The organism is Vibrio sp. 1CM24A (assembly GCF_023161725.1).
Lineage (GTDB): Bacteria > Pseudomonadota > Gammaproteobacteria > Enterobacterales > Vibrionaceae > Vibrio > Vibrio coralliirubri.
The window spans coordinates 160,669-178,634 of the sequence record NZ_JALNTS010000006.1 but is presented as its reverse complement, the minus strand read 5'-3'; the positions used below and the strand labels follow the sequence as shown (position 1 = coordinate 178,634).

15 protein-coding genes are annotated in these 17,966 nt (G+C 45.2%); 3 read left to right on the top strand and 12 right to left on the bottom strand.

The window, feature by feature from the left end; genetic code table 11:
* Window positions 1-110: 110 nt before the first annotated feature.
* Window positions 111-1,844: a mechanosensitive ion channel domain-containing protein gene (locus MSG38_RS14720; RefSeq protein ID WP_017091761.1), complete on the top strand. Its 1,734-nt coding sequence runs from the start codon at window positions 111-113 to the stop codon at window positions 1,842-1,844.
* A gap of 135 nt (window positions 1,845-1,979) precedes the next feature.
* Here MSG38_RS14720 and MSG38_RS14715 read toward each other — a convergent pair whose 3' ends face one another.
* The 9 genes from MSG38_RS14715 to secD all read right to left on the bottom strand — a co-directional run bounded on the left by MSG38_RS14715 (window position 1,980) and on the right by secD (window position 11,742).
* On the bottom strand, window positions 1,980-2,912 hold the full coding sequence (locus MSG38_RS14715) for a LysR family transcriptional regulator (RefSeq protein WP_012600214.1): 933 nt from the start codon (window positions 2,910-2,912) through the stop codon (window positions 1,980-1,982).
* Window positions 2,913-3,208: 296 nt separating this feature from the next.
* Window positions 3,209-3,910, bottom strand: coding sequence for a hypothetical protein (locus MSG38_RS14710; RefSeq protein WP_086968680.1), 702 nt, complete (start codon window positions 3,908-3,910; stop codon window positions 3,209-3,211).
* A gap of 75 nt (window positions 3,911-3,985) precedes the next feature.
* Window positions 3,986-4,663 (bottom strand): hypothetical protein, encoded by a 678-nt coding sequence (locus MSG38_RS14705; RefSeq protein WP_248402091.1) that lies wholly within the window; start codon window positions 4,661-4,663, stop codon window positions 3,986-3,988.
* Window positions 4,664-4,819: 156 nt separating this feature from the next.
* A complete protein-coding gene (locus tag MSG38_RS14700; RefSeq protein WP_017091757.1) occupies window positions 4,820-5,470 on the bottom strand; it encodes a MarC family NAAT transporter in 651 nt (216 codons plus the stop codon).
* A gap of 36 nt (window positions 5,471-5,506) precedes the next feature.
* The gene (locus tag MSG38_RS14695; RefSeq protein ID WP_248402090.1) at window positions 5,507-6,898 is read right to left on the bottom strand and encodes a magnesium transporter; all 1,392 of its coding nucleotides are present in this window, start codon (window positions 6,896-6,898) and stop codon (window positions 5,507-5,509) included.
* A 45-nt stretch (window positions 6,899-6,943) separates the two neighbouring features.
* On the bottom strand, window positions 6,944-7,600 hold the full coding sequence (locus MSG38_RS14690; protein WP_248402089.1) for a DedA family protein: 657 nt from the start codon (window positions 7,598-7,600) through the stop codon (window positions 6,944-6,946).
* 57 nt (window positions 7,601-7,657) lie between these two features.
* Window positions 7,658-8,749 (bottom strand): calcium:proton antiporter, encoded by a 1,092-nt coding sequence (locus tag MSG38_RS14685; protein WP_248402088.1) that lies wholly within the window; start codon window positions 8,747-8,749, stop codon window positions 7,658-7,660.
* A gap of 303 nt (window positions 8,750-9,052) precedes the next feature.
* Window positions 9,053-9,955: a protein translocase subunit SecF gene (gene secF / locus MSG38_RS14680; RefSeq protein WP_012600222.1), complete on the bottom strand. Its 903-nt coding sequence runs from the start codon at window positions 9,953-9,955 to the stop codon at window positions 9,053-9,055.
* Window positions 9,955-11,742, bottom strand: coding sequence for a protein translocase subunit SecD (secD, locus tag MSG38_RS14675; RefSeq protein ID WP_248402087.1), 1,788 nt, complete (start codon window positions 11,740-11,742; stop codon window positions 9,955-9,957). The genes secF and secD overlap by 1 nt, the downstream gene beginning before the upstream one ends.
* 385 nt (window positions 11,743-12,127) lie before the next feature.
* On the opposite strand from secD, the gene MSG38_RS14670 reads away from it, so the two are divergent.
* Together MSG38_RS14670 and MSG38_RS14665 are read left to right on the top strand one after the other, a co-directional pair.
* On the top strand, window positions 12,128-12,391 hold the full coding sequence (locus MSG38_RS14670; RefSeq protein WP_017091753.1) for a hypothetical protein: 264 nt from the start codon (window positions 12,128-12,130) through the stop codon (window positions 12,389-12,391).
* Between the two features lie 264 nt (window positions 12,392-12,655).
* Window positions 12,656-13,450, top strand: coding sequence for an endonuclease (locus MSG38_RS14665; protein WP_086968673.1), 795 nt, complete (start codon window positions 12,656-12,658; stop codon window positions 13,448-13,450).
* Between the two features lie 60 nt (window positions 13,451-13,510).
* Here MSG38_RS14665 and MSG38_RS14660 read toward each other — a convergent pair whose 3' ends face one another.
* From MSG38_RS14660 to MSG38_RS14650, 3 genes are read right to left on the bottom strand one after another with little or no spacing between them, the layout of a single operon-like run.
* Window positions 13,511-14,644 carry a lipocalin-like domain-containing protein gene (locus MSG38_RS14660; RefSeq protein WP_248402086.1) on the bottom strand — a complete coding sequence of 378 codons (1,134 nt, stop codon included), beginning with the start codon at window positions 14,642-14,644 and terminating at the stop codon, window positions 13,511-13,513.
* Window positions 14,644-17,178, bottom strand: coding sequence for an FtsX-like permease family protein (locus MSG38_RS14655; protein ID WP_248402085.1), 2,535 nt, complete (start codon window positions 17,176-17,178; stop codon window positions 14,644-14,646). The genes MSG38_RS14660 and MSG38_RS14655 overlap by 1 nt, the downstream gene beginning before the upstream one ends.
* Window positions 17,179-17,186: 8 nt before the next feature.
* Window positions 17,187-17,885, bottom strand: a complete 699-nt coding sequence (locus tag MSG38_RS14650) for an ABC transporter ATP-binding protein (protein ID WP_248402084.1) — start codon at window positions 17,883-17,885, stop codon at window positions 17,187-17,189.
* Between the last annotated feature and the right edge of the window lie 81 nt (window positions 17,886-17,966).

Sequence of the window (17,966 nt, the reverse complement as noted above, 5' to 3'; positions counted from 1 at the left end):
TTGGAACAAAGTGATGACGGGAGATCGTTGTGATAAGACGTTTTTATTCGATGTTAGTAGCCGTTTTTCTAACCATACCCTTATGTCTAACCATACCTAATGCGCTAGCCATGCCAAGTATTGCTTTGGAGCTCGCTGACACGTCGAGCCCCAAACATACTCTTTCGAGCTTCATCAGGGATTCGAGTGTGGTTATCGAGCATTGGAAAAATGAAACACTGCATCTTAAAGAAGCGCAGCATGCTTATTCACAAGTGATCAGAACCATGGATTTGTCTATGGTTCCGAATCGAAGCCGAACAGTTGTCGTGATGGAGAAAATAATTCTTCTTCGTGAGTTGTTGGATCGAATTGATCAAGGTACTCATCAGCTAGTGCCAAATGTCGAGCAAATAAGGGGAGAAGATATTGATCACTGGCGTTTAGGCAATACTGAGATCGTATTGTCTCGCCAAACTCTAGGCGATCGAACCGATCAGTTCCTATTTAGTTCTAACACCATTCAAAGCCTTTCTCGGTGGTATAGAACGATGTCAGTCCTTCCGTACTATGCCAAAGCACGTCCAGACTATTATCAGGAATTTTTGATTAGCCCCGGACCTATGTTCTCTAAGCAATTTGTTCTTTCTTTACCTTCATCTTTTAATCAACTTTATGGGCCGCTTCCTTTATGGCAATGGCTTGCACTCACTGGCGTTTTGTCACTATGTAAGATAATGATAAGAATTAGCTTTTTGCTTGGTGAACGCTGGAATCGTCGCTGGGAAGGAAAAGGCTTGAAATGGCGGGCAGGTCGACTGTTGTCGCTGGTGGGCGTGGTGAATTTGCTGTTTTTAGCAAGATGGGTGATTGATGATGGGATATGGATTACAGGTGGTGTTTATCAGCTGTTCACCACCTTCTTCCTACTGGCTCAGTTCTTCTTCGTCTCATGGCTTATTATGGCCATTTTCAATTATTTCGCTGATATTTATGTATTCAAAAAGCACAATGGAAAGCACGTAGATTCGTCACTGATTACCGTATTAGCACGTATATTTGGCGGGTTGACGATCGCGATTCTTGGTATTTATGTCATCGAATTTATGGGGTTCTCAATCTCCCCAATATTGGCAGGTTTGGGTGTGGGTGGCTTAGCGGTTGCACTGGCCATTCGCCCTATATTGGAGAACGTAATCAACGGATTAACGCTCTATGCTGACGGGGGCGTAAAGATTGGTGAGTTTTGTCGTTATGGAGACAAACTAGGAACCATTGAGAGTATTGGTTTGCGTTCGACTCGAGTCCGGACGCTAGAGCGCTCTTTAATTACCATTCCTAACTCGGAATTTGCCAACATGGAAATTGATAACTTGGAGCGACGTGATAAGCGACGCATGGATCATGTGTTGAGATTGCGTTCCGAAACTACCCTTGAGCAATTACGCGTACTGATCGTTAATCTGCGCCGGTTGTTACTACAGCATCCAATTATCGAAGAAGATCCAGTTCGAGTGAGGCTCATGGGTGTTGGGGAATACTCCATCAATATTAATCTGATGGCTTACATTAGCTGTCGTGACCATGAAGAGTTCATGGCTGTCCAAGAGGATATTTTGTTTTCTGTATTGACCCAAGTCGAGAGCATTGGTGCGAAGATAGCTCACTCTACGCAATATCAACTTGTGGATGTAAATGCCAATGACAATGAGGAACAGAAACGAAAAGCCGAACAGGTTGTTGCGCAGTGGCATGAAGAGCAAGCTTTCCCATTTCCTGATTTCAGCTTTGAATATAAGTACGAAATTAAAAATACTATCATGTATCCGGCGGCAACCTCTGCTGTGCGCCCACCTTCTGCTTAACGCAGCCTCAGACACGATTAACCTAAAGACACCTTGCCCCTAAAGACAACGTGCCTCTAAAGCGACCTATATATCGCTTTAGAGGCCAGAGCTTATCGTTAATAGTTTTTCAATTGAGGCCAGAAATCCCGCTCGCTATCGACCGTCAGGTTGAACAATACTATCAAAGTAGCTCTGCATGGTTTGATGCAATAGTTGGTGAAGTGGGAAGCCTCGTTTGGATTGCAGGTAGCCGCCCTCTACACCAATTTGGCGCATTTCTTTTGGTAAATTAGGTAATGGGTAACAGCGGAGTTCCGAATCATCTTCCGTCATAAAACTGCTGCCAAAAGAGAAGGCATCCGAATTTCTGAGCTTGCTTCGTAATACTGTGAGGCTATGCGTCGCCAGCACAATATTCGCGCTGTAGCCTTTTGATATATAGAGGTCTTCAATCGGAGCACGCTTGGTGTTAATGCCATCAATTAAGATTCTTGTTATTGGTAGGTGATGAATATCTTCCCATTCACTGCTTTTACTTAACACAGGGTGATCTTTACGCGCAATTAGGCTCAATTTTACTTCGGTGAGCTTATGTTGGTAGATATCTTGAGGTAATGGAATGCCTGAAAGTTGTAGTAAATAATCGACTTGTCCATTCAGTACTTCTACCAAGCTTTTATCTTGCCAGTAGATCAATTTAAAGCTCGCTTGTGGTAAAGCTTCTTGCAGAACCTTAAAAACCCCATCGCCATACAGTTCAAGTAGAAATATATTTAATGCAATAGTGACTTCGCCGGTAAATATTTTAGGGTCAAAGTTGTGGTAGGACTCAACCACTTTTATCAAAGGGGAGTACATTTCATCGGCCGCTTCGGCGAGTTTCTCTGCCAATTCTGAAGGCTCGACGCCGTGTGCTTTACGAAGAAAAAGCTGGTCGCCAAAAGTTTCTCTTAACTTCGCCATCCCTCTGCTGACACTGGTTTGCGATATACCAAGCTTGTCTGCTGCTGCATGGGTATTACGAGTTTCAACAACCGCTTTAAGTAACTTGAGCAGATTTAGGTCTAAGTCTTGAAGTTCTTTCATGGGTTACCTTTTCGTAATGAAGTTCGAAAGCGTAACCTAAGAATAAGGGAAATTAGCCTTTGTTCAATAGTTTAAGAACGATATGTGTTAAAGAATGTTTGATACGGTTCGCAGCAATGCGCTGTGAGCAGAAGTTAGCTTTCAACGAAAGGCGTTCTAAATATCTTGAGTAAGTAAAATGAGGGCTAGCAACATCCGTGTTACTAAAGGCGCTTAGGGCTTGATGTGATACAAGAGCTTCGAGTTAGAGTACTCGTTTTAGGTAGAGTCAAGGGCATTATAGTGAATGAGTGTAGCTACAGCGCATAGGTGTAGTGAATGCCCACCTTGTTGTCGGTTTCATCGTAGATACTATACTTAAATGAAATATTTTGGTTATCTGCGATTTGGTATGAAAAATTACCTTCCCAGTCTAACGTGTTGATTTTAATTGTTTTGTCACTCAAAGACGTCGTGTAGATAGGTGCTATCATCATAGAGACTTGCTCTGTAATGGTAACGACACCGTACAATTGCGCCATAGCAATAGGTACGTCTTTATTAAGGTTATCGCTGGATATGACACCCGCGCCAAGAGTCGGTGCAATCAGTAGTCGTTCATGCAGTGGCAGGACTTGCATCGCGTTCAATACGAAAGTGTGTGTGTCATGTCGGTCATCATATAAATAGTCTCCCATAACGCCACTACCGAAATTGGTGCTCAGTGCCGCGGCTCTGACTCTGTATGTGTCAAAACTGTTTAGAGACTGAGCAAAAATCAATCCCGCCCAATCGTCATTGATTGCTCTAGCATATCCAAATCCGGCATCAAGGCCTTCATTGCTGTACCCTAATTGAAGGGAGCTATAAGCGGCAGTCGGGTCGGTGAAATCAATGGGTGTTGTTTCAATGGTCGCTTCTGTAAACTCTTCTACCGCGGATTCAAAATCAATTGTGTTTTCATCAGCAATGGAATAAGCGCTGATAATACAGCTCAGTAATATTAGTTTAGTTTTCAAAGTGGCTCACTTATTTAAATATTTTAAGATTAGGTATTAAAAAATGAGCTGCCTATTACCGGCAGCTCTAATGATTTAGAATGAATGTTTAAAAGAGAATAATGAAAGGTTATTACCATCATCATATTGATAGCTATAGACGAACGCGCTTGTGCTATTTAATTGATAACCAAGTTCTGCCGTGTAATCCCAATCTCTAAGCGTCGATTGGTTGCCATTCTTTTCTTTCACTTTACCTAAGCTGTAAGTGTATTCCGGTGTGAATCCTACCCACATGCTTGGGTTCAGGTTGTAAGTCATATCAAGTGATGCACTGGTGTAGTAAACACTGCTGCTCATCTGTTGATGCTTCAGGTTGCCAAGCGTTACTTGAGGTACAACAGAAAACCGTTCGTTAACCGTATTGGCCTTGTAGAGACTGAAGCTATAGTCATTCGCGCGCAAATTATCGGATTGGAAGTTGGTATCATGTTCATACTCAAAAACAAGCCCTAAGCCATCGCTTCTTTGAAAATCAAATCCCAATTCGTGGTTATAAAAATTGTCGTCACTGCTATATGAACTTAGCAAACTCCAATCGTTATTTAGTGACTTTGCATATTGAAGACCAATATCAAAATCGTTGCTGCCGTAACCAATATCAAACCCCGAATAATGTTGTTTAGAGTCAGAGAAATCAACATTGTTATTTGCAAGTACTAAAGGTGAAGAAATAAGTGATGCAATTAATAGAGATGTTTTAGTTAGTTTCATAAATATAAATCCAAGTTGTGTTTGTTTATGCCGCTATTTTATTTACTGACCGGGGAATAGACTATGAATTACAGCGATTCATATTTGCTAAACGTATAGACATAAAAAAGCCCCAACCGAAAATGGCTGAGGCTCAAAATTGGGCTGTTTGCTTACTTATAAGAGTTCATTGATCTCAAGAACGATTTCTTGAATCCCGAGAGTGAAAAACTGCACTCCCATACAGATCAATAGGAAGCCCATAATTCGGGTAAATGCATTGATGCCATTTTGACCAAGCGCCTTGAGCAGAGGGTACGCCATGGTTAATGTGAAGGTCGCAATAAGTGCAACGAGAGCAAGCCCTGCGACTACACCACCATAGACGCTAGTCATACTTGTGTGGTTTTCATAAGTAGCAATTTGAGCGGCCAGGCTGATGATCATCGCCATAGAACCAGGGCCACACAGTGAAGGAATGGTTAAAGGTACTAGTGCTATTGAATCTTGCCCTGAGGGGGCGGCTCCATTGTCGGGGCGAGGAAACAGCATATTGAAACCAATCGCGACAATGATGATGCCACCACCTAAACGCAAGCTCGGTATTGAAATACTGAAGAGTTCGAGTACCGATGCACCAATGAAGAAGGTGATGCACAAGGCAATGAAAAGATAGACTCCAGTCGTTTTGGCTTGCGACACAATATAGCTCTTATCTCGCCCTTTACTCAAACCAAGTAAAACCGTTGCTGCTGCGGGTGGGTTCATGATGGGTAATAGGCCAAGAACCGTGAGTGTCATATAGGTGAACAATGTTTCTAAATGCATAAGAATCCCCTTTTTGTGGTGGAAGAAAAAGTTAAATCACAGTAAAAAAGCGTGTGCTAGATACAGAACACTGAAGAACGAAATTGCGTCGGTTAAGGTTGTCAGCATTGGGCTTGATAGCATGGCTGGGTCGAAGTTGAGCCGTTTTAGTAGCAAGGGCAATGTACCTCCAATCACGACGGCAAGAGTGGAAGAAAGTGTGTAAGCAATGGCGATAACCAATGGCAATCCAGAGTGCTCCCCTCCAAGCGTGAACAGCGTAAGCAGAGCCAGAACACCACCAATTAGTATTCCATTGATCGCGCCGATTGGAATCTCTTTCGCGACCACATACAGCAGGTCTTTGACTGAGATCTGCCCCATCGATAATTCACGTATCGACACTGCAACGGATTGATTCCCAGCCGCACCAGAAAGATTGGCGACAAGCGGCAACACGGCCGCTAAGACGGCAATTTGTTCAATGATGGGTTCGTAAATAGCAATGATTGAAATCGCGGCATAACTTAAGGCGACTGAAGGCAATAAAAAGGCGAGTCGACGTAGGTTACGTTTTAGTACTGGCATGGTGCGAGACTCATCACCTCCAAATACACCGGATTGCTCCAGCATTTGCTGCTTCGAACGTTGGTATAAGGCTTCATTGAGATGTTTAAAACCGACGATGCCTATTTGGAAACCTTGTTCATCAACGATGGGAACAACGGGGTGTAAAGTGGTGTCCAGCGTACTTTTAATCGTATTTAGATCCGTGTCAGGGCTGATAACGGGCACTGTGGTATCTATGTATTCCCTTAATGACGTACCACGTGGTAGCAGCAGTACATCACGGATCTTCAGCCCGCCTAAATAGCTGCCTTCAGTGTCATGCAAGTAAACGTAGCGCCACTCTAGTCGATCTAAGTTGTGTTCTTCTGCGCTTAATATTGCGCTCAAACTGTCGATGGTAGCGTCTGCTGCCAGTTTGAGGACTTCGCTTTTACAAATCCCTCCGGCAGAGTCTTGTGGGTAGATCAAGGCTGCACGCTCCTCGTCTTTCCATGTTGAAGGTAGGGCTTGCCTGAGCTGTTTTTGTAGGTCGCTTGGCAGCTCATTGAGTAGCAGCCGGCGGTCTGCGGAATGCAAATATTGAAATAGCACTATGGTGCTACTTTCAGGTAGCTGACTGATCAGCCATAGAAGCTCGGGATCAGATAAGTGATCAAGTAAGTTGGCAGCAAGGCTTGGGTTTACTTCGCTTAATAGAGTCCAAGTGGCGATACGTTGCTGGTCAGAGAGCTTCCTTAAGACTGATGGCAGTTCGACGGGTTCAGCCTCTAGAAGCGTTTGATTCAGTCGTTTAGCCTTTCTTAGAGTTAGGCACTCCAGTATTTTGAGGTACAGCTTTTCCGCCCCTTCTGATGAAAAAGCTAATGTAATTAATGTCATATGTTAGACCTTTGACAATAAGTGAGAATACAATTAAAGCGATTTTTATTCGGATGTTTGTGGTTGTTGCTTCTTGGTCGCAAGCCGAATAAAGAGTGCGATAAATGCAGTAACCATCAGGATTAAACTGCCCATTAAGAACCACTTTGTAATCAACTCTTGATATTGCGAGACGAATGGGTGTCGCATGATCCACTTTCCTATCAGCAATAAACTGAAGACCCATGTAATCGAGCTAGTGAAGCTAACAATCAGCGTTCTTATTGCGCTGAGTTGTGCAACGCCCATCAACATTGGGGTCAGTACGCGAACAAATGGGACAAACCGCGAAACGAACAGGGACAAAAAACCGAATCGGTTTAATAGTTTTTTTGCCTTGGGTAACGATTCATCTGGCAGTGTTTGTTCAGCTTTACGCATGAACGGAGTATTGTGCAGCCATCGCCCTTGAAGGTAGGCAATGATACTGCCCAAAAAAGAGGCACTGGTTAGAAGCATTAGAGCACTTGAAAAATCAATCGCGCCCAAACCAACCATGCCCCCGACAAACAGCACTAGGCCGTCACCGGGTAGTGGTAAGAAAACAAAACTCGACTCAAGAAAAAGCACGACACCAAGCAAAAGCAATAAAACGTGCAGTGAATTCAATTCAAGTAAGGCATCGAAGTCTTGCAGCCAAATCGCGGAAATAATCTCTTGCATGGAAACTCCAAGTTAACGTGGGCTCTGGTTGTTGATAGCCGGAGCCCGCAATGCGTTTTAATCAAACATCAAGATGATGTAGGCAAAGAACAGGATGAGGTGGGTTGCACCATTGAGCGAGTTAGTTCTCCCGCTGCTAAAGCTCACGCTTGTCATTAATAGCGTTGCACCTAATAACACCATTCCTGCAGGGGCGAGGCCGAGTTGGATGGGTTCGTTCATTACCCCTGAAATCAGCAGAACAGCGGGAACGGTTAGTGCAATAGTGGCGAGAACTGAGCCAAAGAAGAGGTTCATCGCACGCTGTAATTGATTGGTCACGGCGGCTTTAACGGCACCAACAGCTTCAGGTGCGAGAATAATCAAGGCAACAATCAAACCACCTAGAGCCGCAGGTGCGCCCATTTCCGTGATGCCATCGTTAATTGGAATCGCGAGGCTTTTCGCTAACAAAATCACCACCATCAAATAGCTCACCAGCATAATCGTGTGGAATATATTGCTGTGCAGAGGGCCGTGATGTTCGTGATGATCTTCATTATCACCATCAATGAAGTAGTCGGTATGGCTGCGTGTTTGGATGAACAGGAATACGGCATACAAGGCGATCGAAGCGAGCACTAATGTCCAAGTTAGGCTGGTCGACATGTTACCCAGCGAATCCATACTGGTGAAATTAGGCAGTACCAAGCACAGTAATGAGAGTGGAATAATGGCCACCAAGTACGCTTTTATTCCATCAAGGTTGTAGGTTTGGGTATGGTATTTCATCCCACCGATTAACAAGGTGATACCGACAAAGCCATTAAGCACCGCCATCACGACAGCAAACATGGTGTCACGCGCTAGGAAGGGATTCGATTCTCCAGTCAGCATAACGGACGAGACCATAATGACTTCGAGCAAGACAACAGACAGCGTTAATATAAGAGTACCGTATGGGTCGCCAAGCTTGATCGCCAGTGCATCTGAGTGGCGAACAACCGAAAAAATGGCGCTCATCACCGCGTAAAACAGCACCGCAGTAATCATTATGTAGGCGAACTGAGACAGCTCTCCTGTGAGTAAGTTGTCGCCGATCAGTTTGAAAAATAGAACGGTAACGATGCCAAGTGGCAGTTTGTATTCTTGTTTGAGTACGTTGAGCATGTTGAGCCTTTATTGAGTAACCGAAGGCTCGCTAATGTCCTTTAACGAGAGTAAATCGGGTGAATACTGCAATTTCCTGTGCAGCAAACGGTTCGTTTCAAGTTATGCGTTTAAGCTTTTGCATCTAAAACGATATCTACAAAGCTATGCGTCTAACCATGTTGCTAACTTAAGGTGAACCGATGATTCAGACTATGAATTAGAGAAATTCTTTGTTGCTATTAGACGACCGACATTCGCCTAATAGCGTGCTAAGTAAGCAGTAAGCAGTAAGCAGTAAGCAATGAGCGCAGTAAGTAAAAGCTAAGGCATGCTTTCAAGGGATTCAGTTTCTTCCGGTTTATAGTGGGTTGGTTTCAAGCCCACACGAGTTGGCAAGAGTGTGCCAATAGAGATAGAAGACCATGTCCCACTTAAAATCCCGACACACAGTGCAATGGCGAAACCTTCTAGTGCGCTCCCTCCTAACAACCACAATGCTGAGACTGTGACTAAGGTGGTGCCTGATGTGACAAGCGTTCGTGACAACGTTGACACGATGGACTGATCGAGAAGGGCATCGGTTTCACCGTCTGGCTTCGCACGAAATACCTCACGGATTCGATCTGAAATGATGATCGAGTCATTCAGGGAGTAGCCCATCACTGCCAGTAAAGCGGCCAACACGGTTAGGTTGAATTCAATTTGAGTCACCGCAAAGAGCCCTAGCACAATAACAATGTCGTAAATCAACGCCGCAATTGAACCTAGCGCTAATCGCCATTCAAATCGGTAGCTCAAGTACAGCAAGGTAAGAACGAAACAAGCCAAAATCGCTAAACCGCCTTGTTCGACCATTTCTAACCCAACCTGAGGGCCAATTACGCTGCTGTTAGCAATGTGAAAATTGCTGTCTATTGGCAACAGTGCTTGGTTAAGTGCGTCTCGCAAATCGAGGTCTGTATCATTGAAACGCAGTTGCCAATTTCCCTCACTGCCTGCCGCTGTCACTTGAACATCTTGGCTCAGTGCTGAGTCGAGGTGAGATTTGAGCTGAACTTGAGTTACGTTTGGTTTTGTTTGAATATCGGCGACAACACCTCCCGTAAAGTCGAGTCCCCAATTGAACCCCCTTGCAACGATTGATGTAATGGAAAGCGTCAAAAGAATCAGAGATATCATCGTCATCAATTGACGTATTTTGGTGACGCTAATTGATTTGGTCATTACAGTTTCACCTCATGTGAGGTGTCTCTTCCCCACAAATAATTGATAAGAATTCGAGACGCAAATACGCCGGTAAATAAGCTAGTCAGTAGGCCTAATCCGAGTGTGATAGCAAAGCCTTGAATTGGGCCGTTACCTATTGCATACAAAGCGATGGCAACGATCATAGTGGTGAGGTTGGCATCGAAAATTGAAGAGAATGCACTATCGAACCCTCGATCTATGGCTTGGGAAAAGTTTCTGCCTTCTCGCATTTTGTCTTTGATGCGTTCAAAGATAAGCACGTTGGTATCGACAGCCATCCCCACGGTTAGCACGAGCCCAGCAATGCCCGGAAGCGTTAGCACAGCGCCAGGAATGAGCGCCAATAGGCCAAACAGACACACTAAGTTGATAGTCAGTGCAGCATTCGCAACCCAGCCAAGGCGTCGATACCAACAAGCGATAAATATCAATGTAAAACCAAGCCCCAAGGCGAGTGCAGCAAAGCCATTTTTGACGTTTTCAGCACCAAGAGTTGGCCCGATTGTGCGTTCTTCAACAATGGTAACAGGAGCGGTGAGTGAGCCAGCTCTCAATAGAAGAGCCAGGTTTTGAGCATCTGCCATTGACCCCGCGCCAGTGATGCGAAAGCGGTTACCCAGCGTCGATTGAATTGTCGCTACGCTGATAACTTCGCTTTGCTCAATGGATTGTCCTGTCTCTGATTGACTGTATTCACTGTACAGAGTCGCCATCGGGTTTCCGATATTGCTGCGCGAGTGATTGGTCATCAGCCGCCCCCCCGTGCTATCAAGAGTGATGTTAACTTCGGGTGTTCCCATTTCTCCTAGGCTGGCGCGTGCATCGATAATATGCTCGCCCCCTAAGATACTGTTTCTATGCAGAATGACAGGTCTACCATTTTGGTCATTGATGGATTTTGTTCGTGCGCTGACATTAGGCTCCACATGGTAAAACGCTAACGATGCAGTGGCGCCGATAATGTTTTTTGCGGATGTCGGGTCTTGTACTCCTGGCAGTTCGATGCGAATTCGATTTTCACCTTGGCGTTGGACTGCGGCTTCCGTGATCCCTAGCTCTTCTATGCGGCCTCGCATTGTTTGAAGATTTTGTGTCACGGTCAAAGTTCGAATTGCGCGTTTCTCTTCCTCATCCATTGAGATCATTAAGCGCTCACCAGATTGGCTCAGAGTCCAATTTGGATACTGTGTTCTTAAGTGGGTTCGAATATCGCCAAGTAATGCTTCGTTATATCGAGCAATGACTACCTCACCGCTTTCTACACGACCGCGTACACGAAACTCCTGACGAAGGTCGTCGATCACTGATTGCGCGTGAGCATTAAAGACAGGGGCTAGGTCAACGTCTAAGAGAAATTGCACACCACCGCGCAGATCTAATCCAAACTTAATCGGCTGAAAGCCCAGCGAGGTTAGCCAAGAAGGAGCTGAAGGTTCGAGCGTGAGGGCAACGGTCTCCGATGATTGGATAAAATCGGACATCAAAGCTTGTGCGGGGGCTTGTTGTCCGCTTGAAGCAAACGTCACAACTAACCTATCGTTGTTTTCGCTAACACTGTGAACATCAATGCTATTGTCCACAAGATAACGATATACATCATCAGCGTGTGTCGAATGCGTTTGGTTTGAAATGTGCAAAGCTTCACGTTCACCAAATGCAGAGGGTAGGGCACTGAGAAGCATCAGTACTACAGACAACACGAGAACGATGACCTTCCATTTAGCTGAATAATTTATGGGTGCGATTGAGCGCTTTAACTTCATTTTGGTTGCATCTTATTGATTAACGCATACGTAAATAGCACCAAGCTTATTTATTAAATAAGCACCAGTATTAATCATGTATGAGTTGAAACTAAGGGATCCTAAAGGTTATCGATGGCGCTTTCGGTTTTATCGATAAACCTAACTGTTGGTTACCGAGCTATCTTAGTTTCTTGATTCAATAGAACTATGGGTTAGAGAAATTCATATTTGGTTTGCTCGACTTTGCATATATGAATTTCTCTAATTCCTCGCAGAGATTCGATTTATTTAAAACAATGTAATCTGAATTAATGATTGAGGATAAATCTACGTGGATTGCACAATATATTTAAACGATCGCAAATATAGAGTTTGCGATATTGGTGAAGGGAGATGCACTCTAGTGCTTAGTTATGCAGAAGGTATAGAGTCATTGCATGAGCACTTTAGCCATCAGTTTCTTGAGATAGAAAGAATGATAGTCATCGATATATCAACATGTTGGAGTGGAGAAATCGACACACTGTGCGAAAAGGATCGCTGTGAATTAATCGGAGATGTTCGGTTATTAACTGACATCTATTGGCTCGATGATTTTGAAATTAAAACAGATAAAGGACAAGAAATATTTCAAGGGATTTCTGCACTAGCGCTATCGACTGAATAGAAAACCTATTGATATGTTTGTCTACGGCGTTGATTTTTAAGTTGCTCTAGTTTGTTGGGGAGTGACAAACTAGAGCAACTTGTCTTGGCATAAAATTAGCTTCGAAAGCTGAATGCTAGTCATCAATAATTAACGTGAGGTATTGAAAAGTATCAGGAAGTACCTTTTGTAAATAAACCGATTGCATATAGATATTGTTTTGTAGAGTATTAGGGCACTCATTAATGATGGGTCATTAAAACAATAACAAGGATACTTAAAACAATGAAAATGCGTTTAAATCTAAGCCTTTTCCTAATTTCTACAGCTCTTAGTCCAGTTGCGCTTGCTGATATTACATACCCTGATGGCTACTACCTCGAAGCTGAAGGACTCAACGGAAATGCGTTAAAAGATATGCTCGGTGTGATTGCTGCTCGTGGGCAAAAGCAATTAACGTACACTCAAGTTTGGTCTGCATTGAAAGACACCAACGAAGACCCGAACAATCCGAACAACGTTATTTTGTATTACAGCGGCCGTTCACAATCCAAAGACTTTACCTCATCGGGTAACAACGACAAAAATGCTTGGAACCGTGAACATCTTTGGCCTAAATCTTTTGGCTTTAAGCGCAAAGATCAATGGGGCTATACCGATATCCACCACCTGCAACCAACCGACGCAGAGATTAACTCCATCCGTTCAAATAAAGACTTTGATTTTGGCGGTTCGCCATTGAAAAAGTCGCCACTGAACAAAACGGATTACGACAGCTTTGAACCTCGTGATGCAGTGAAAGGTGATACCGCACGTTCAATTTTCTACATGGCTGTGCGCTATGAGGGCAACAACGCAAACATGCCTGACTTGTATCTGGTTGATGATACTTCGAGTACGTCAGGTAAACCTAAAGTTGGAAAGCTATGTACGTTGTTTCAATGGCATAACGCTGACCCAGTAGACAACTGGGAACGTCAACGCCACGAGAAAGCCGTGCAGTGGCAAGGTAACCGCAACCCGTTCATTGATAACCCAAGCTGGGTAAACGATATTTATGGCAGCCGATGTAACGGTTGATTTTATTTTTATTCGTCTGTTAAAAATTAAAGCTTCTCATTTCAGAAATATGCTGTTGGCTTAATACCCCGTCAACTCCATATAGCCAGATCCGGAATGAGAACCTTTAATCACGATGGGCCCCTCCCAATAAGGAACTGACAGCGGCATTTTGGCATTTGGATTGAGTGCCGAGACAGTCAGTTCGATTTGTTGAGTTGGAATTGAAACTTGCCACTCTGTTGGGTAGTCGCGCCCGTCGATTTCCGTTTGCTTGATGGCGGTTAAGCTGATGTCTTGCTGCTTAATCGTGATGCCGGAGCCATCTTGATTCATCAGCCTTGCATGGGAATAACTGGCTTTGCCTGTTGTTGAGTTTCGAAGTTGAAATACCACCAAGCTGGTTTCATCACTCAGCCTTAGCGCAAACCAATCCCAACCTTGTTGCGAGTCGAGTAAAAACTGAGAGCTCCATTCTCTGTCTATCCAACCTTTACCGGAAACCTGATGAGTGACGCCATCAATAGTTACCTCGCCCGATACATTGATGAATGGTTGGCTGTAGTAATAGGAAGCCACTTTGCCATCGCTACTTTTAGTGCTGTAGCCTTGTTCGCCTTGCTTTTGATATGGCGCGTTGTTGGTTAACTTAAGCGAATATCCAAATTGACCCGAGTTAGCGACCAATGTAGCTGGGAAGAGGTCATTGGTCGTCGACGTCCATTGCCAATCATCGAGATAGACACGAAACGGTGAAGCGCTTACACCCGCCAGTTCAGCTTGGTCGCGAGACCATTTTTCATCGGCATAGTGTTTGTCTTTAGTGGTGACAGCGCTGTGTGCCATATAGATTTGCTGACTTTGCCACGTAGTTTCCTTAGTGCTATTGCCACTTTCCTGTGGTGCAGCTGCGAAGCGGAACTGTGTCCACTGCACGCCTAACGGATTGCCTTCTTCATCAATTAAGTTTGCGGTTAAGTACCACCATTCATGACGAAAACTAGGGTGTGCTTGATGGTCGGCAGGGAAGGTGATCTCCACGCCTTTTACTACCGATGTGAATTGCTCAGTCTCTTTTTGTTTTTCATCGTCGGTTTGTGTTTCTGCGCCAAGTATCGAACCCATATTTTGAGCCGATGGTTGAGTGGACTCCTCACACCCTAAAAGGAGCAAGATGCCAAGTGTGAGAACGAAAACTCTCATTGATCGATTCATCACAACACCTCACTTTGCAAACTGGATACCACGGGTTTACTGACCAAACGCCACAGTGGAATCAAGGTCGCAAACACAGCCACTAAAATGGTGATGGCTGCGATGCTGAGTGCATCACTCCAATCCCACACATAATTTAAGCTCCAACCAAAGGCACGTAGGGTAACGATGTCCGTCAACACATAGCCGACCATAGCGCCGAGTGGTAAGGCGATAACCAGAGTGAAGGCGACCAGAACTACGATTTGCCCGACTACCATTGCCATCAATTTTCTCTGACTTACACCGAGCGCATACAGCCTTGCAATGGCGGCTTTGCGTGCATCGAGCAACATGAAACAGGCGCAGAACAACCCAATCACCGCCACCATTAATGTGACGCCATTAAGCGCCCGAGTGATGGCGAAGGTTTGTGAAAAGATATCCAAAGCGAGGGATTTGATCTGCGCTTGATCGTAGAGCTGGCTTGGATGCAAATTCAGTTGTTGGCGAAGTTGCTCGTATACCACTTGTGGGTCGCCAGACACTTTAATACCTAGGCTGGTAGGCAAATCCGTAAAGCCGCTTTCGAGCCATAAATTAGGTGCAAGTAACACTTCGCCATTCGGTGAGCCGTAATCGTGGAAAATCGCCCCGACGATGAGTGTTTTGTCTTGGACCGCGTCGAGCTTGAGTTGGCTTCCAAGGGACAAGCCGAGCTTCACTGCCGTAGGTTCGCTGATCGCCACGAATTCGCCTTGGTAAAAGCGCGTCCAGAAATCATCAAGGTGGGATTGGAATACCATGGTTTGCTCAAGTGTGTCTTTGTCTTTGGTGCCGAGCAAAGTAGGTAAGCCCTGCAAGTTATCGTCGACATAATATTGCTTATAAACGGTTTCAACATTTTCAAACTGCTCTAACGCACGTTCCATATTCGCGATTTCACCTTGGGCAGGGCTAACGTAAATGTCTGCGTGTAAGCGCTGTTCAAGCCATTGCTTTAACGTGGATTCAAAGCTGCCGACTAAGGTATTCATTCCCACATTTGCGGTGACGGCGAGAAGCAACGCCATCATGGCAAGGGAGAGAGGGGAGATAAGTTCACGCAGCTCAGCGAACAGATATTGTATTAACCCCGATTGGGTGCGTTTTTCGCTCCAGTTCGCTAGCACGCTGAGTGTTTTGGGCAAATACAAAGGAATCGACACCACTAACACACCGAGCCATGCCATGGTGAAGCGATGATGTTCGCTTAGCCATAACCCTGCTAACGCGACAATGGTTAATACTGCCCCGATAACAAACAGCTGATTTTCGTTAGACGTTTCCGGCGCTTGATAGAAACCGCCATGGGAAGAGAGGGGTTGTCGCACTCGCTGTTTAAAGTGCTGCCAACACGCGACAAGCGTTGCGGCCAGCGTGAGTAGCAGTGCCTGCACTAACCATTGCCACTGCCATGTACCGGGAAGCAGTGTTGCACCATAAAGTTGCTCAAGTGTTATCGCGACGGTGGGATGTAGCCAATGGCTGAGTTGAATGCCGAGAATGAAACCAAGTGATGCGCCTAGTGTGACTAAAACAGCGAGCTCGACTAGCAGAGCGGACAACACGATGCTTGGCGCAATGCCGGCTTGTTGAATTTGCACCAACAGCCGATTACGTTTCAGCAAACTGTACTTCACACCGTTGTAAGCGATGAACAGGCCAACTAAAAACGCCAACAAACTCATGGCGGTGAGATTGAGGTGAAAGCTATCGGTAATTGAACCGAGATCCGTGCTTTGGTTGTTGGAAATCCATTGCCCTTGTTCGCCTATGAGGCTTTGCCATTTATCCTGAGTATTGCTGTTAGTGTCGCTCTTGGTGTCAAAAATAGCGATATAGCTCAGTTGCCCTTGCTTGTTAAGCAGTTGCTGAGCGAACCCAATGTCCATCAACATTCGGCTTCCCAGTTGCCATTCATCTGGCAGCACTACCACTTGAGTGAGTACTTCATCCAAAGTGAGCGTTTCCACTTCGTCCAAACTCTGGTGCTGAGATTGGCTCACCATCACAATGGGTTCACCCGCTAAGAGTTGCGGCAAAGGTAAGGCATTGTCGAACAGGGAAATATTTGGCTCATTGGTTTGAGTATTGCTTTTTTCGTCGACTCGAGAGTGGCGAGATCTTGAAGTGAGGGCGGCGATCAACTCACTGCCTTGAACTGACCAACGTCGACCTTGCTCGTCTCTTACTCGCCCTTCTATAACAGGCAGCGCTGCGCTTAATCCACTTTGTCTTAAGCGGAAGTAGAGCGATTCCGGCAAATAGTTTTGCCCTGCTGGTGGAATGATAAGGTTCTGCGCTTGGGCGCTAAGTTGCTCGGTCGATTCTGCATAACTGCGCTTGGCATTGAGGTTGATGGCTTGTACCGCGACAAACAAGGTGACCGCTAGCACAATGCCGATCAGAATCGCTGCGGCTTGCAATGGTGACTGACGATAGTGCGCCGCGAATAGATTCAGAGTCAGTTTGGTATGGGTGAGCTGGTTCTGAACGAAGCCAGTTTGCTTCATTGGATTACTCACAACGCTGCTGCTCTTGGGGTTAGATCGGCGTTCCTTAAACAACCATCATCTAACACCAATTTTGTCTGCATAAAGCTGGCACATTCCGGGCTGTGCGTAACCAAAAGCACGGCAGTGTTGCCTTGTGTAGTGATTTCACTCAGCAGCTTCATAACCTCTAACCCTGCTTTGTGGTCGAGGTTGCCTGTGGGTTCGTCGGCAAGCAATAGTTTGGGCTTATGGGCTAGCGCACGCGCTATTGCCACCCGTTGTTGCTGACCGCCAGAGAGTGCGGATACATGTCTTTCGAGTAGATCGCTGATACCCAATGCATCAACTAAATAGTCGCACCAGTCGCTCCATTTTTGTTGATTTAAATGGAGCGGGAAGGCGATGTTTTGTTTTACGTTGAGTGGGGTTAGCAAGTTGAACTGTTGAAAGATAACGCCTAGTTTTTGATGGCGGAATCGGCTCCATTGTGGATCTTTCCAATCTAATGAGTTCTCGCCATCGAGCCACAACTCGCCACCAGATAGAGGTTCAAAGCCCGCGATTAGGTTGAGTAAAGTACTCTTTCCACTGCCACTCGCCCCTGTTAAAGCCACGCTTGCCCCTGTCGCCAAAGCGAAGTCGACATTTTCCAGCACGTGATGGGTATCTTTACCATCAACAAAGCTTTTTCTGGCATGTGTGAGTGTGATAATTGGGCGTTCCATTTCCTTTCCTCATAACCAAAACTTACCATCAAAAGGTGTCGTTACTTGTGGCAATTACCGAAGCGACAAGCTCTATAAAAC

Bases quoted from the DNA above. Each gene is read 5' to 3' on its own strand.
- MSG38_RS14720 (WP_017091761.1), top strand. From the start codon at position 111: ATGCCAAGTATTGCTTTGGAGCTCGCTGACACGTCGAGCCCCAAACAT.
- MSG38_RS14715 (WP_012600214.1), bottom strand. From the start codon at position 2,912: ATGAAAGAACTTCAAGACTTAGACCTAAATCTGCTCAAGTTACTTAAA.
- MSG38_RS14705 (WP_248402091.1), bottom strand. From the start codon at position 4,663: ATGAAACTAACTAAAACATCTCTATTAATTGCATCACTTATTTCTTCA.
- MSG38_RS14700 (WP_017091757.1), bottom strand. From the start codon at position 5,470: ATGCATTTAGAAACATTGTTCACCTATATGACACTCACGGTTCTTGGC.
- MSG38_RS14695 (WP_248402090.1), bottom strand. From the start codon at position 6,898: ATGACATTAATTACATTAGCTTTTTCATCAGAAGGGGCGGAAAAGCTG.
- MSG38_RS14690 (WP_248402089.1), bottom strand. From the start codon at position 7,600: ATGCAAGAGATTATTTCCGCGATTTGGCTGCAAGACTTCGATGCCTTA.
- MSG38_RS14685 (WP_248402088.1), bottom strand. From the start codon at position 8,749: ATGCTCAACGTACTCAAACAAGAATACAAACTGCCACTTGGCATCGTT.
- secF (WP_012600222.1), bottom strand. From the start codon at position 9,955: ATGACCAAATCAATTAGCGTCACCAAAATACGTCAATTGATGACGATG.
- secD (WP_248402087.1), bottom strand. From the start codon at position 11,742: ATGAAGTTAAAGCGCTCAATCGCACCCATAAATTATTCAGCTAAATGG.
- MSG38_RS14665 (WP_086968673.1), top strand. From the start codon at position 12,656: ATGAAAATGCGTTTAAATCTAAGCCTTTTCCTAATTTCTACAGCTCTT.
- MSG38_RS14660 (WP_248402086.1), bottom strand. From the start codon at position 14,644: ATGAATCGATCAATGAGAGTTTTCGTTCTCACACTTGGCATCTTGCTC.
- MSG38_RS14655 (WP_248402085.1), bottom strand. From the start codon at position 17,178: ATGAAGCAAACTGGCTTCGTTCAGAACCAGCTCACCCATACCAAACTG.
- MSG38_RS14650 (WP_248402084.1), bottom strand. From the start codon at position 17,885: ATGGAACGCCCAATTATCACACTCACACATGCCAGAAAAAGCTTTGTT.